This window comes from Streptomyces sp. NPDC038135, assembly GCF_055601245.1.
In genome coordinates this window covers 615,086-628,691 of record NZ_JBVJXS010000002.1, presented here as the reverse complement: position 1 = coordinate 628,691, position 13,606 = coordinate 615,086, and the positions used below count along the sequence as shown (strand labels likewise).

General features: G+C 72.9%; 12 protein-coding genes. 5 read left to right on the top strand and 7 right to left on the bottom strand.

Features of this window, described 5'->3' with window-relative positions; genetic code table 11:
* Window positions 1-15: 15 nt before the first annotated feature.
* A complete protein-coding gene (locus ACZ7JA_RS07120) occupies window positions 16-609 on the bottom strand; it encodes a hypothetical protein (RefSeq protein WP_470807555.1) in 594 nt (197 codons plus the stop codon).
* On the opposite strand from ACZ7JA_RS07120, the gene ACZ7JA_RS07115 reads away from it, so the two are divergent.
* Entirely contained in the window at window positions 608-2,254 is a 1,647-nt protein-coding gene (locus tag ACZ7JA_RS07115; RefSeq protein WP_389446839.1) for a trypsin-like serine peptidase, read from the top strand. The two genes, ACZ7JA_RS07120 and ACZ7JA_RS07115, sit on opposite strands and share 2 nt — an antisense overlap.
* A gap of 158 nt (window positions 2,255-2,412) precedes the next feature.
* Here the strand turns inward: ACZ7JA_RS07115 and ACZ7JA_RS07110 are convergent, their stop codons facing one another.
* The gene (locus ACZ7JA_RS07110) at window positions 2,413-3,063 is read right to left on the bottom strand and encodes a DUF4360 domain-containing protein (RefSeq protein ID WP_351659732.1); all 651 of its coding nucleotides are present in this window, start codon (window positions 3,061-3,063) and stop codon (window positions 2,413-2,415) included.
* Between the two features lie 236 nt (window positions 3,064-3,299).
* A complete protein-coding gene (locus ACZ7JA_RS07105; RefSeq protein WP_351659729.1) occupies window positions 3,300-3,758 on the bottom strand; it encodes an RrF2 family transcriptional regulator in 459 nt (152 codons plus the stop codon).
* Between the two features lie 75 nt (window positions 3,759-3,833).
* On the opposite strand from ACZ7JA_RS07105, the gene ACZ7JA_RS07100 reads away from it, so the two are divergent.
* Window positions 3,834-6,800, top strand: a complete 2,967-nt coding sequence (locus ACZ7JA_RS07100) for a glycoside hydrolase family 35 protein (protein WP_470807552.1) — start codon at window positions 3,834-3,836, stop codon at window positions 6,798-6,800.
* Window positions 6,801-6,809: 9 nt separating this feature from the next.
* Here ACZ7JA_RS07100 and arfA read toward each other — a convergent pair whose 3' ends face one another.
* From arfA to ACZ7JA_RS07085, 3 genes are all read right to left on the bottom strand, one after another.
* The gene (arfA, locus tag ACZ7JA_RS07095; protein ID WP_389446835.1) at window positions 6,810-8,330 is read right to left on the bottom strand and encodes an arabinosylfuranosidase ArfA; all 1,521 of its coding nucleotides are present in this window, start codon (window positions 8,328-8,330) and stop codon (window positions 6,810-6,812) included.
* A 158-nt stretch (window positions 8,331-8,488) separates the two neighbouring features.
* Window positions 8,489-9,352 carry an SMP-30/gluconolactonase/LRE family protein gene (locus ACZ7JA_RS07090; RefSeq protein ID WP_450750334.1) on the bottom strand — a complete coding sequence of 288 codons (864 nt, stop codon included), beginning with the start codon at window positions 9,350-9,352 and terminating at the stop codon, window positions 8,489-8,491.
* On the bottom strand, window positions 9,349-10,122 hold the full coding sequence (locus ACZ7JA_RS07085; RefSeq protein ID WP_351659717.1) for an IclR family transcriptional regulator: 774 nt from the start codon (window positions 10,120-10,122) through the stop codon (window positions 9,349-9,351). The genes ACZ7JA_RS07090 and ACZ7JA_RS07085 overlap by 4 nt, the downstream gene beginning before the upstream one ends.
* Before the next feature lie 131 nt (window positions 10,123-10,253).
* Between ACZ7JA_RS07085 and ACZ7JA_RS07080 the strand changes: the two genes are divergently transcribed.
* Window positions 10,254-10,811 carry a hypothetical protein gene (locus tag ACZ7JA_RS07080; RefSeq protein ID WP_351659714.1) on the top strand — a complete coding sequence of 186 codons (558 nt, stop codon included), beginning with the start codon at window positions 10,254-10,256 and terminating at the stop codon, window positions 10,809-10,811.
* 28 nt (window positions 10,812-10,839) lie between these two features.
* Here ACZ7JA_RS07080 and ACZ7JA_RS07075 read toward each other — a convergent pair whose 3' ends face one another.
* On the bottom strand, window positions 10,840-11,709 hold the full coding sequence (locus ACZ7JA_RS07075) for an ATP-grasp domain-containing protein (RefSeq protein ID WP_351659711.1): 870 nt from the start codon (window positions 11,707-11,709) through the stop codon (window positions 10,840-10,842).
* A gap of 185 nt (window positions 11,710-11,894) precedes the next feature.
* Here ACZ7JA_RS07075 and ACZ7JA_RS07070 point away from each other — a divergent pair, with 185 nt between their 5' ends.
* The gene (locus tag ACZ7JA_RS07070; protein WP_468894324.1) at window positions 11,895-12,980 is read left to right on the top strand and encodes a MerR family transcriptional regulator; all 1,086 of its coding nucleotides are present in this window, start codon (window positions 11,895-11,897) and stop codon (window positions 12,978-12,980) included.
* Between the two features lie 9 nt (window positions 12,981-12,989).
* A complete protein-coding gene (locus ACZ7JA_RS07065; RefSeq protein WP_351659705.1) occupies window positions 12,990-13,595 on the top strand; it encodes an O-methyltransferase in 606 nt (201 codons plus the stop codon).
* Window positions 13,596-13,606: the final 11 nt, after the last annotated feature.

Sequence of the window (13,606 nt, the reverse complement as noted above, 5' to 3'; positions counted from 1 at the left end):
GCCCCGTGTCCCCTCTCAATGCTTCGCGGTCCAGCCTGCTAGAGCGTTCTTGCGAAGCCTTGGTTGCCTCGTGGAATCGCCTTTACGTTCGAGGACGGATGTGGGTAGGGTCCACGATCGCAGCGGACCGGGCCGCGCTGACCAGCGCCCGCGACGCATCCGGACAACAGACGGGCCGCACTGACCAGCGCCCGCGACGCATCCGGACAACAGACGGGCCGCACTGACCAGCGCCCGCGACACATCTGAATCAGGGGGAACTTTGAGGCTGAGACACAGCCTGGCCGCCGCCACCGCGATAGCGGCCGTCTTCATCCCGTCGGCCGCCATGGCCGATTCCACACCCGCCGTGCCGACGGCGAGTCCGAGCGGCTCACCGCTCGACCCGTCGGCGTCCGCCTCCCCCTCGCAGGAGGCGAGCCCGACGGCCACGCCCATCCCGTCCACCTCGCCGTCGTCGGGTTCGGTGCCGGCCACACCGCCGGCCACGCCGTCCGGCCCGCCGACCTCGCCCAGCGCCACGCCGAGCGCCTCGCCGAGCGCGAGCGGCACTCCCGGGGGCGCGGCACCGGCGACCGAGCTGGAGAGGTTCTGGACGCCGGAGCGCATGGCACAGGCCGTCCCGGTGCAGGAGGACCAGCCTCTTCCGGGACAGTCGGGCGCCCGCCGGGGCAAGGCCGTCACCCGGACCTCGCCGTCGCACACCTTCGAGGGCATCAAGGAGGTGGGCACGTTCTTCTGGCAGGACAGCGACCTGCAGTACCGCTTCTGCGCCGGAACCGTCGTCCCCTCCCCGGACAAGGACATGGTGCTGACCGCGGCGCACTGCTTCGACAGCACCGACCAGCAGAAGAAGCTGGTGTTCGTGCCCAAGCACCACCGGGCCGACCCCAAGCCGTACGGACTCTTCCCGATCAAGGTCGGGCAGATCTACGCCGACCCCCGCTACCTGCGCAAGGGCGGTGACCACGACTACACAGACCTGGACTTCGCCCTGCTGAAGACCGAGCCCCGCTCTGACGGCAAGAGGGTGCAGGACGTCGTCGGGGCGATCCCCATCGGTTACGGCACAGGCTTCGATCACCCCACGACCAGGGTCATCGGCTATCCGTGGCTGCCGGACGACGACGGCAAGTACAAGCCCCACCAGGACCCGCTCGACTGCACGTCACCGATGAAGAAGTTCACCGCCGCCAGTTCCGGCGGCTGGAAGGGCGGCACCTTCTCGCAGATCGACTGCGACGGCTACGTCCGCGGCACCTCCGGCGGCCCCTTCATCATCGGAGGCGACCACCCGCAGGTCATCGGCGTGACGGGCGGCTGGCAGACCGGCGGCCACAGCGACGACACGTCCTACTCGTCCTACTTCGATACCGACCTCAAGCGGATCTACGACGCCGCGGTGGCCGGGAAGAAGCCGGCGCCGGTCGTACTGCCGGCCGCGTCGACGTGGCAGCACGCCAAGGACATCGCCTCCGGCTTCTTCGCTCTCGACGGGCCGGTCTCCGAGGACCGCATGGACATGTTCGTGCTGTGGTCCGACGGCGAGCTGACGATCTACCGCGGCGCGGACAAGGGACTGAACTACTTCGACAAGGAGATCAGGGTCCAGAAGCCCAACAAGCTGTGGGCCGAGCACGCCAAGCAGGTGGTGGCCGGTGACTTCACCGGCGACAACGGCTCGGACCTGCTCGTGCTGTGGACGGACGGCGAGGTCACCCTGTACCCGTCGGTGGACGAGAAGGGCTTCCACGGCGAGAAGCAGATCGTGGCGCCGAACGCGACCTGGAAGCACGCCGAGGAGATGACCGCCGGACGGTACGGCGGGAACAAGTGGCAGGACGACCTCGTCGTCCGCTGGTCCGACGGTGAACTGACGGTCTACCAGAACACCGGGACGAGCCTCGGCAAGGAGATCAAGGTAGTCAACCCGAACAAGACCTGGACCCACGCCGTCGAGATCGGTTCCGGCGACTACACGCAGGGCGACACCTGGGACCTGGTGGTGCGCTGGTCCGACGGCGAGCTGACCCTCTACGACGACTTCACCGGAAGCGGCGACACCTGGGGCGAGCACAAGTGGAAGGCCCCCAACGACCTGTGGGAGCACGCCATGCTCGTAACCGGCGGGGACTTCAGCGACAACCCCTGGCCGGACGACACCCTCGTCCGCTGGTCGGACGGTGAGCTGAGCCTCTACACCGAGGGCAACGCCTCCGGGATCGGCAGCGAGCACCAACTCGTCGCCTCCTGAGTCAAGCCCGGAGGGGGCTCCGCGACCGTCGTGGTCACGGAGCCCTCTCCGGCATCCCGACGTCGCGGGGCGGCTGCGCGACTACGGCGATCACCGCGGCCGTGCCGCCGCCACGGTCCGACCGGGTCGGATACCACGGCGACGGCCCGGCGCGAGCACTAGCTGTGCGGGCACTCCTTCCAGGCCAGGTGGTAGACCGTGCTGATGTCGCCGTCGGTCGAGTCCATCGTCATGAAGCTGACCTTGCCGGGGTTGGCGCTGCCCGCGTTCACCCGCAGCTCGGTGTTGATGTTGAAGTTGCGCAGCACCCCGCAGGGCGCCCAGACCAGCTGGGCCCAGTCGGTGCTGTCGGTCGCCTGCCAGTCGTCGTTGTAGGCGCCGTTGAACGGGTGCGTCCTCGACGCGGTGTTGGACGAGCCCTGGAAGTAGTACGACGCCTTCTGGGTGGCGGTCGCGCCGGGCTGGAGGGAGAGGAAGCCCCGGTAGTCCGCGCTGGCGACCGCGTAGGTGAAGCCCTGCGGGACGTGCACGACCAGGTTGAGCTGGCAGTTCTTGCGGAAGGCCGTGGGGTCGGAGTTGCCGCCGGCCTGGGCCAGGTAGTCGCTGTAGGTCACCGTGAAGGCGGTGTTGTCCGGGGAGACGGCCACGGCGGCCGTGCCGGCCGGACAGCCGGAGCCGTTCACCGTGGCGACGTCGATGACGATCTTGTCCGGGGGCGGGTCGTCGAAGACCGACGAGGGGGACTGGGCGGGTAGCGCGGTGGTGAGCAGAGCGGCCAAGGCGCCGCCCAGCAGGAGTCCACCAGCCATGGTTTCTCCAGGTTGTCGAGTGGGGGGTTCGACCTCCGACCCGCCCGTTCACCGTGGAGGAAACTGTGTCGGACCTGTGAAGGACGGGGAGGCGAGGGGAATCGTAGGAAGCCCCACTGCGGCCCGGCAGGGCGAACTCCGGCCATTCACATCCGGCTTTTCACGCACCGCACACCCGGTCCCGCACCTCCGTCACGCGCGCCCCGGCCACACACCCCTGACGCCCCGACCGCCCCTCAGGGGTTCTCCCAGGCCGCCGGTTCCGCCGCCAGCGCCCGTACCGGCTCGGGCAGCGCGCCGGTCGCGAGGTCGGCGACGGTGACGCCCTCCAGGATGCGGCGCACGTTGGCGCGCAGGGCGATCCACAGCGGGAGCAGCGGCTCGGCCGTGCCCGTGTACGCGAGGCCCGTCGGGCGCTCGCCGCGCACCGAGACGATCGGGCCGTCCACCGCCCGGATGACATCCGCCACAGTGATGGCGGCCGCGGCCCGGGCCAGCCGGTAGCCGCCGCCCCCGCCGCGCCGGCTGTCGACGACCCCGGCCCGCCTGAGGTCGCCCAGGATGCCCTCCAGGAACTTGTGGGGAATGTCCTGCTCGACAGCGATTTCCTCTGCCTTCACCGGGCCGTTACCCTCCCGTACGGCCAGCTCCAGAACCGCCCGTACCGCGTAATCCGCCCGCGCCGAGATCCTCATGGGTCCATTGTGGGGCGTATTCCCATGGAGAATGGCCGGACCGCGCCCCCGTAAGATCGCCCGGGAGGATCCACCTTGGCGCTCAGCAGACGTACCTTCAGTGCCCTGGCCGGCTCGGCCGCGCTCGGCTTCGCCCTGGGCGGCAGCGGCGGTCCCGGGGCGCCCTCGGCGTTCGCGGCGCGCAGCGTGCCGACCGGACCGGCGCCGGCCCCGCCGAGCGCCGACGGCGAGCGCCACACAATCGGGTACGACGCCTACTCGCTCCTGGTCGACGGCAAGCGCCTGGTGGTGTGGTCCGGCGAGATGCACCCCTTCCGGCTGCCCAGCCCCTCCCTGTGGCGCGACGTGCTGCAGAAGATGCGGGCGCACGGCTTCAACGCCGTCAGCATCTACGTGGCGTGGAACTACCACTCCCCCGCCCCCGGCAAGTACGACTTCACCGGCGTGCGGGACCTCGACCTGTTCCTGCGCACGGCCACCGAGACGGGGCTGTACGTCCTGCTGCGGCCCGGCCCGTACATCAACGCGGAGGTCGACGGCGGCGGCTTCCCGGGCTGGCTGACGGCCGCCGAGGGCACGGCCCGCACCGCCGACCCGGCCTATCTCCGCCACGTCGACGAGTGGCTGACCCAGGTGAACCGGATCGTCCGGCGGCACCTGTTCACCCAGGGCCGGGGCACGGTCCTGCTCTACCAGATCGAGAACGAGTACGACTCCCACGTCGACGAGGCGGCCGGCCGGGACTACATGTCCCATCTGTACAAGAAGGTCCGCTCCGACGGGATCGACGTCCCGCTCTTCCACAACGACAAGGGCCGCAACGGCCACTGGATCCCCGGCTCGTTCGACACGGGCGGGGAGAAGGGCGGCTGGCTGTACGGGTTCGACGGGTACCCCTCGCCGGCCCAGGCGCCGCCGGACTGGGGGCACTACGGACCCGGCGGCCTCACCGGCGGCGCCACCGCCTCGCCGCACACGCCCGGCTTCGTGCCCGAGTTCGGCGGCGGCTGGTTCGACCCGTGGGGCGGGGCCTGGTTCGACGGCAAGGGGTACGCCGAGTCCCGGCGCACCCGGGACGCGGCCTACGAGCGCCGCTTCTACCTCACCAACCTCGCCAACGGCCTCACCCTGCACAACGTGTACATGACCTTCGGCGGCACCTCCTGGGGCTGGCTGCCCGCGCCGGTCGTCTACACGTCGTACGACTACGGGGCGGCCATCGACGAGGGGCGCAACGTCACCGAGAAGATGGCCCCGATGCACCAGCTCGGGCATCTGCTCCAGCGCGTGCCCGACTTCGCCCGGCTGGACCGGGCGGCCGACGTCGAGGCCGAGGGGCTGAAGGTCTACCACCTGACCAACCCGGACACGGGCAGCCATGTGTACGTGGCCCGCAACGACGGCTCGGCCCCGGTCACCACCGACCTGCCCACCCACGAGGGCAGGGTGCGGATCACCGTGCCCCCGCGCGACGCCCGCATGCTGACCACCGGGCTCTCCCTCGGCAGCCGGACGCTGAAGTACAGCACCGCGCAGCCCGTGATGTGCCTGACCGCCGGCCGGCAGGAGATCGCGGTGTTCGCGGGCCGCCGCGACGACATGGCGGAGCTGGTGCTGAAGTGCCCGGTCGAGCCGCTGGTGATGCGGCTCGACCCGGAGGCGGCCTGGACGTTCGAGAGCGACAGGCTGCATGTGAACGTGCCCCTCGGACAGGGCGGCCTGACCCGGGTGTCGGTGGCGCAGGGCGAGAGCGACACCCCGCTGCTGCTGCTCTTCGCCGACGACGCCACCTCGGTGCGCATGTTCCCGTACGACACCCCGTCCGGGACGCTGCTGGTGTACGGCCCCGCCCTGCTGCGCCACGCCGAGGTGCGCGGCACCGAGGTCCACCTGACCGGTGACGTCACCGGGACGACCAGCGTGGAGGTGTGGGGACCGCGCGGCGTCACGAGCCTGGTGTGGAACGGGCGCAAGGTGCCGACCCGGGTCACGATGTCCGGCAGCCTGATGACGACCGGGCTGCTGCCCGCCGTGCCGGAGGTGAGGCTGCCCGCGCTGGGCGGCTGGCGGATGCGGACGGAGAACCCGGAGGCGGGCCCCAACTTCGACGACTCGAAGTGGCGGGTCGCCGACCGGACCGCCTCGCACAGCAAGACGCCCGTCCCGAAGGGCGGCCCCGTGCTGTTCGCGGACGACTACGGCTTCCACTACGGGGACGTCTGGTACCGGGGCGCCCTCACGGACGCCTCCGGCCTGGAGGAGGTCTCGCTCGCCTACACCACCGGCACCCAGGGCCTGCTGATGGCATGGCTGGACGGGGAGCCGCTGGGCACGCACCGGATGCCGGTGCCGGACAAGAACACCATCCGCAAGGGGAGCTGGGACGCCACGGCGGTGTTCGCGGTGCCCGAGCGGCTGCGCGGGTCCGGCCGGCACGTGCTGTCGGTGCTGGTCCGGCGCATGCAGCACGACCAGGACGGCAAGGCGCAGGACACCCACAAGGTGGCCCGCGGGCTCACCGCAGCCCTCTTCAAGGGCGCCTCGCCGAAGGTGACGTGGCGCATCCAGGGCGAGGCGGCGCCGGACCCGGTGCGCGGGCCGCAGAACAACGGCGGTCTGTTCGGCGAGCGGGAGGGCTGGCACCTGCCCGGCTTCGCCGACCGGGACTGGAAGCCGGCCGCCTTCCCGCGGGCCGAGCGGCGGCAGGGCGTGACCTGGTACCGGACCACGTTCCGGCTGTCCGTGCCGGGCGACATCGACGCCTCGGTGGGCCTGACCCTGGAGGACGACCCGTACCGCGCGTACCGGGCGCAGATCTTCCTCAACGGCTGGAACATGGGCCAGTACATCAACAACGTCGGCCCGCAGCACACCTTCGTGCTGCCGAACGGCATCCTGCGCACCCGCGGCGACAACACCCTGGCGCTGGCGGTCCTGTCGGAGTTCACCACGGAGTCCGGTCCGGGCAAGGTGGGCCTGACCCTGCTGGGCAGGGCGGCCGGCGGGACACCGGTCACCCCGGTGCCCTCCCCCGGCCGCTGAGCCCCGGCGCTACGCGAGCCGGATCACGTTCCAGGACAGCGGCTCCAGCACGGCGGTGAGGACGCCGCCGTCGAGCGCGGTGCCCCGGACCCGGTGCGGGGCGACCCGCTCGGGGTCGTCCAGGGTGTTGCGGGCGTCGGGGTCGGCGTCCGCGAGGGCGCTGTGCTCGGTGACGGTGGTCAGGCCGAGGCCGCCCAGGGCGACTTCGAGCGGCAGCGGGCCCCCGCGGTCGCGGTTGACGGCGAAGACCGTGACCGTGCCGTCCGCCGCGCGCACGGCGGTGGCGTGCAGCAGGTCGGTCTCGCCGTACTTCCGGGTCTCGTAGGTCGGCGAGTCCACGCGGACGTCGAGGACCTCGCCGCGCCCGTACCGGGAGGCCTGCGCGAACGGGAAGAACGTCGTCTGCCGCCAGGCCGGGCCGCCGGGCTCGGTCATGATCGGGGCGATCACGTTGACGAGCTGGGCGAGGCAGGCCACGGCGACCCGGTCGGCGTGCCGGAGCAGGGCGATCAGCAGGGAGCCGAACACGACGGCGTCGGTGACGCTGTAGCTGTCCTCCAGCAGCCGGGGGGCCTCGGGCCAGTCGTCCTGGTCGAAGGTCCGCGCCCGCTCCTCCCACCGGGAGAGGTACCAGACGTTCCACTCGTCGAAGGAGAGGTTGATCCTCTTCTTCGACTTCAGGCGGGCGCCGACGTGGTCGGCGGTGGCCACCACGTTCTCGATGAAGGACTCCATGTCGACCGCGGAGGCGAGGAAGGAGTCCACGTCGCCGTCGACGGGCTCGTAGTAGGCGTGCAGGGAGATGTGGTCGACCAGTTCGTACGTCTCCTCGAGGACCGTCGCCTCCCAGGCCGCGAAGGTGGGCATGGCCTGGCTGGAGGAGCCGCAGGCGACCAGCTCGACGCCGGGGTCGAGCCGGCGCATCGCCCGGGCCGTCTCCGCCGCGATCCGGCCGTACTCCCGCGCCGTCTTGTGGCCGGTCTGCCAGGGCCCGTCCATCTCGTTGCCGAGGCACCACAGCCGGATTCCGAAGGGCTCCTTGTCGCCGTGGGCGGCGCGGAGGTCGGCGAGGGCGGTGCCGGCGGGGTGGTTGGCGTACTCCTGGAGTTGCAGGGCCTCGGCGACGCCCCTGGTGCCGAGGTTGACGGCCATCATGGGCTCGGCCTGGGGTCCGATCTTCCGCAGGAAGCCGATGTACTCGGAGAGGCCGAACCGGTTGGTCTCGGTGGAGTGCCAGGCGAGGTCGAGCCGGCGGGGGCGGTCCTCGACGGGGCCGACGGAGTCCTCCCAGCGGTAGCCGGAGACGAAGTTGCCGCCGGGGTAGCGGACCGCCGTCACGCCGAGCTCGCGCACGAGGTCGAGGACGTCGGTGCGCAGGCCCTCGGCGTCGGCCGCCGGGTGGTCCGGCTCGAAGACGCCCGTGTAGACGCAGCGGCCGAGGTGTTCCACGAAGGAGCCGAACAGGCGGGGGTCGACCCGGCCGACGGTGAAGGCGGGGTCGAGGGTGAAGCGGGCGGTGCGGCTGCTCATGGGTACGCCTCCCGGGGTGGGTGAGTGATGCGTCGTGGGCCGCTCCGTGCCGGGTGCGCGTCCGGCCCGGCCGGCCGGACGGCGGTCACCAGGCGGGCGGGCGTGACGTCCCGCGGCGGTCGCCGGCACGGGGTCGCGCCCGCCCGCGGAGGCCGGGCTCAGCCGGCGAACGCCGGCTGCGGCACTCCCCGCCCGGCGCCCGGCACCACCAGCACCGAACCGGAGACCGGGTGCGGCGCCGGGAGCCCGACGCGGGCGGTGGTGACGTACAGATCGGTGAGGTCCGCCCCGCCGAACGCGCAGGCGGTCGTCAGCGGCGCCGGCACCTCGACCACGAGGTCCAGCTCACCGGCCGGCGTGTACCGCCGCACCGCGCCGCCACCCCACAGCGCCACCCACACGCAGCCGTCCGCGTCGACCGTGAGGCCGTCCGGGAACCCCGCGCCCTCCTCGATCTCCACCAGCGGCCGCCGGCCCCGGATCACGCCCTCCGCGTCGTGGTCGAAGACGTCCACCCGCCGCGTCGGGGTGTCGGCGTAGTACAGCAGCCGGCCGTCCGGGCTCCAGCCCAGGCCGTTGCTGACGGTGACCTCGGGCAGCACCGTCCGCACCTCGCCGGCACCGGTCAGCCGGGACAGCGTGCCGCCGCCCGTCGCCTCGTCGTACCGCATCGTGCCCGCCCAGAGGGACCCGTCCGGGGCCACCGCGGCATCGTTCGCGCGGCGGCCCGGGACCGGCTCGCGGTGCAGCCAGCGCAGGGCGCCGTCCGGGTCCAGCAGGGCGACGCCGTCCCGCAGGTTCAGCACCAGGCCGCCGCCCGCCCTGGGCTTGGCGGCGCCGACGTGCTGCTCGGTGGTGCGCACCGTGCGGCGCCCGGAGGAGGGGTCGTAGGTGTGCACCCGCATGCCGAGGACGTCGACCCAGAGGAGACGGCCCGTCGCCGGGTCCCAGGTCGGGCCCTCGCCCAGCTCCGCCTCGGCGCGTACGGCGACCTCGTACGCCGCGCCCGGCCCGGCCCTCACGCCGTCCCCCGGTGGCCCAGCCGCTCGGACAGTTCGGCCGCGCCCTTGGCGGCCAGTTGCTCCAGTTCGGCCCGGCGCTCCTCGCTCCAGCGGATCATCGGGACCGAGATGGACAGCGCGGCGACCACCCGTGCGGCCCGGTCGCGCACCGGGGCCGCCACACAGGACACGTCCGGGTTGGACTCGCGGCTCTCCACCGCGATGCCCCGCTCCCGGATCTCCGCGAGGGCCTCGCGCAGCGCGCCGGGATCGGTGATGCTGTTCGGCGTCATCGCGGTCAGCTCGGCACTGTCCGGTATCCGTGCCGTCAGCTCCTGCTCGGGCAGCGAGGCCAGCAGCATCTTGCCGACGGAGGTGCAGTGGGCGGGCAGCCGGCGGCCGGCGGCCGACACCATGCGCACGGCGTGCGTGGAGTCGACCTTGGCGATGTAGATGACGTCGGTGCCCTCGAGGATGGCCACGTGGACCGTCTCGTCGCAGGTCTCCGCGACGGAGCGGGCCACCTGCTGGCCCTCGGCCGCGAGATCGAGCTGCTCGGCGTACCGGCTGCCGAGCTGGTACGGGCGCACTCCGAGCCGGTACCGTCCGGGCTGTCCCGGCACGGGCACGATGTAGGAGCGGGCGGCGAGCGTGGTGACCAGCTCGTGCACGGTGGTGCGCGGCAGTTGCAGCCTGCGCACGATGTCGGGGGCGGAGAGCGTCCCGTCACCGTCGAGGAACAGCTCCAGAATGTCGAGAGCCCGGGTCACGGCAGGCACGAGGCGTCCCACGTCCGGCCCCCTCCCTTGGGTTAAGCGCCTTGTTCGAGATTTCAACAGGCGATCGGCATGACGAACACAGGCTAGCCATGCGGGGTTGCCCGGGCAATGGGTCCGACCGTGCCCGGGGCACCATGGGTGTCATGCGTCCCGACTTCCAGCTCGTGCTGCTGCGCCGCATGGCCGACCACAACCCGGACCTGGTCGACGAGGCCCGGCGGCGGCTCGGGGCGTCCATGGCGGAGATGCGGGAGGCCAACAAGCGCTGGCAGGCGATGGTCCGCTCCCCCAGGTCCCGGTCGGCCGCCGCCCGCTACCGCTCCGTCCTCGGCGAGCCGGAGTCCGTCGTCCCGCGCCGCCTCGGGGACGTCGACTGCGAGGCCCGGCGGTGGGCGCTCCCGCTCTGGCCCGACCTGCGCTTCGAGGTGCTGGTCTCGCCCGATGGCGCGGTCTGGAACGAATGGCTGGTGCGCGCGCCCGGCGCGCCCGCCCCCGCGCTGCGCACCCTGGACGACCTCACCCCGTGGTCCTGCACGGTCGACGAGGCCGCCCGCGCCTTCGCCCCGGCCCGTCCGCTGGAGGGCACGGCCCCCACGCGGTGGGGTCTGGCCTTCTCGGCGCCCGGCCGGGACGGCGTCCGGCACGAGGTGGTCGCGGAGTTCACCTGGGGGCTGCTCCAGCGGACGGCGGTCCGGGACTGAACGCGGGCCCCGGGCGGCGCGGGCGGGCTCAGCCCGCGGCGGCCAGGACCGCCGACGTGACGCGGGGCAGGGAGGCGGGGTGCAGGAAGAGGAAGAGGTTCGGCTCCACCAGTTCGAGCTCCATCACCCGGGGCCGGCCGTCCTCGCCGTCGACGAGGTCCACGCGCGCGTACAGCAGTCCGGGCGCGCCGGGCACGCACGCCAGCGCCTTCTCGGCCACGGCGAGTTCGGCGTCCGTGGGCTGCCAGGGCTCGAGGTCGGGATGGGCCACCTTGTCGGCGTCGAAGGGGGTGCCGGGCGCGAGGACGGCGCCCTTGCGGCTGGCGTGCAGCAGGCGGCCGCCGAAGAACTGCAGCGCCCGCTCCCCGCTGACGTCTATGTTCCGCAGGTACGGCTGCACCATCGCGGTGAAGCCCTCCGCGTGCATCCGGGCGAGCTGCCGTACGGCCGTCTCGTGCCGGTCCGGGGTGTAGCGGGCGGCGAACCGGGCGCCCGCGCCGGAGGTCGGCTTGATCACGTACTCGTGTCCGCCGGGCAGCTCGGCGGGCTCGCCCGGGGCGATGTAGCGGGTCTCGACGGTGGGCACGCCGGCCGCCGCCAGCTCGCCGAGGTAGCGCTTGTCGGAGTTCCAGCGGACCACGGCGGCCGGGTTGGCCAGCCGGGTCAGGGCGCCGACCCGCTCCACCCACGCCCCGAACTCCGCGGCCCGCCAGCTGTAGTCCCAGGTCGAGCGGATGAGGACGAGGTCGTAGCCGGCCCAGTCGGCCGCCGGGTCGTCCCAGTACCGGGCCTCGGCGTCGGCGCCGGCCTCCCGCAGGGCGTCCACCAGCACCGGCAGGTCGCGGTCCTTGCTCGGCCGGTCGCCGGGGTCGTAGGTGGCGAGGGCGATACGGGGCACGGCGGGCTCCCTGTCGTACGGCGGTTCGATCGGTTGCGAGGCTAACAACCGCGCCGGGAACCGGGACAGCCCGCTTGACCTTCACCTTCGGGGAAGCCCCAGCATCGGTGGCGGAAGCGAGGAACGCGGCGTTCTCCCGGACGGCGTTCCCTTGAGGACGGGATTCCTGTGGAGCTGAGGTCCGTATGGAGCTGCTGACGATCGGCGCGTTCGCCAAGGCGAGCCGGCTGTCGCCGAAGGCGCTGCGGCTGTACGACGAGCTGGAGTTGCTGCGGCCGGCCCGGGTCGACCCGGACAGCGGCTACCGGTACTACGCCGTGGAGCAGCTCCAGCGGGCCCGGCTCGTGGCCTGGCTGCGGCGGCTCGGCATGCCGCTGGCCGAGATACGCGCGGTGTGCGCCCTGGACGCGGCCGAGGCCGCGCACGAGGTCCGGGCGTACTGGGCGCGGGTCGAGGCGGAGACGGCCGTACGGCGGGATCTCGCCGCCTTCCTCGTCGACCAGTTGACCGGAGAGTCGAGAAGGGACCACACCACCATGCTGGAACTGCGTTATGCCGCCCACTCCGACCGCGGGCACGTCCGCCCGTCCAACCAGGACTCCGTGTACGCGGGCCGCAGGCTGCTCGCCGTCGCCGACGGCTTCGGCCCGGCGGGGGCGCCCGCGAGCAGCGCGGCCGTCGAGGCGCTGAGGTTCCTGGACGAGGGGGAGGAACCGGCCGCCGGCGACGTGCTGAACCTGCTGGAGGACGCGGTGCGTTCGGCGGGCGAGGCGGTGCGGGACCTGGCCGGCGGCGAGCGGGTCGGCACCACGCTGACCGCGATGCTGTGGACGGGTTCGAAGCTGGCGCTCGTGCACATCGGCGACTCGCGGGCGTATCTGCTGCGGGACGGCGGACTGTTCCGGATCAGCCACGACCACAGCGTCGTGCAGTCGCTGATCGACGAGGGGCGGCTGAGCCCCGAGGAGGCGGAGAGCCACCCGCAGCGGGCCATGCTGCTGAAGGCGCTGGGCACCGGCGGGCCCGCGGTGGCCGCCGATCTGATGCTGCGGGAGGCCCGGGCGGGCGACCGGTACCTGCTGTGCTCGGACGGTCTGACGGGGGTCGTGGCCGACGCGCGGATCAAGGAGCTGCTCGCCGGTGAGAGAGACCCCGAGCAGGCGGTACGGGAGCTGATCGACGCGGCCAACGCGGCGGGCGGCCCGGACAACGTGAGCTGTGTCGTGGCCGATGTCGTCCCCGCCGCCGCGCCGGCCGCCCCGGTCGGCTAGAAAGGCCGGATGGCGACCGACGGCACCGACGCGTACAACGGCGCGGCCGGGCTCCCGCCCCTCGTGCGGGACGCCCTGGCCGCCGCCCGCGCCCACGGCTTCCGCTACTCCTGCCGGCCCGAACAGGGCCGTCTGCTGCACGCGCTGGCGGGCGGGGCCGGCGCCCGGATCGGGGAGACCGGCACCGGGCTCGGGGTGGGGCTGGCCTGGCTGGCCTCCGGGGCCCGGCCGGGCGTGCGGCTGTACAGCGTGGAGCGGGACCCCGAGCGGGCGCGGCTCGCCACCGGGGTCTTCGCGGACCGGCCCGGGGTCACGGTGCTCACCGGCGACTGGCGGCGGATCGCGGAGCACGGCCCGTACGACCTGCTCGTCCTCGACGGGGGCGGGCAGGGCAAGGCGCCGGGGGACGAACCGGCCGACGTGGCGGAGCTGCTCGCGCCCGGCGGGACGGTCGTCGTCGACGACTTCACCCCGGCCACCGGCTGGCCGCCGCTGCACGAGGGCGCGGTGGACCGGGCACGGCTGCACTGGCTGGGGCATCCCGCGCTGCGCTCCGCCGAGCTGCGGCTCGCGGCGGACTTGAGCGCCGTCGTGGGAACCCGGCGGCTGGGGTAGGAAGGGAGCAC

Coding starts and splice junctions, on each gene's coding strand:
- ACZ7JA_RS07115 (WP_389446839.1), top strand. CDS start 608: ATGGCACAGGCCGTCCCGGTGCAGGAGGACCAGCCTCTTCCGGGACAG.
- ACZ7JA_RS07120 (WP_470807555.1), bottom strand. CDS start 609: ATGCGCTCCGGCGTCCAGAACCTCTCCAGCTCGGTCGCCGGTGCCGCG.
- ACZ7JA_RS07110 (WP_351659732.1), bottom strand. CDS start 3,063: ATGGCTGGTGGACTCCTGCTGGGCGGCGCCTTGGCCGCTCTGCTCACC.
- ACZ7JA_RS07105 (WP_351659729.1), bottom strand. CDS start 3,758: ATGAGGATCTCGGCGCGGGCGGATTACGCGGTACGGGCGGTTCTGGAG.
- arfA (WP_389446835.1), bottom strand. CDS start 8,330: ATGAGCAGCCGCACCGCCCGCTTCACCCTCGACCCCGCCTTCACCGTC.
- ACZ7JA_RS07080 (WP_351659714.1), top strand. CDS start 10,254: ATGCGTCCCGACTTCCAGCTCGTGCTGCTGCGCCGCATGGCCGACCAC.
- ACZ7JA_RS07070 (WP_468894324.1), top strand. CDS start 11,895: ATGGAGCTGCTGACGATCGGCGCGTTCGCCAAGGCGAGCCGGCTGTCG.
- ACZ7JA_RS07065 (WP_351659705.1), top strand. CDS start 12,990: ATGGCGACCGACGGCACCGACGCGTACAACGGCGCGGCCGGGCTCCCG.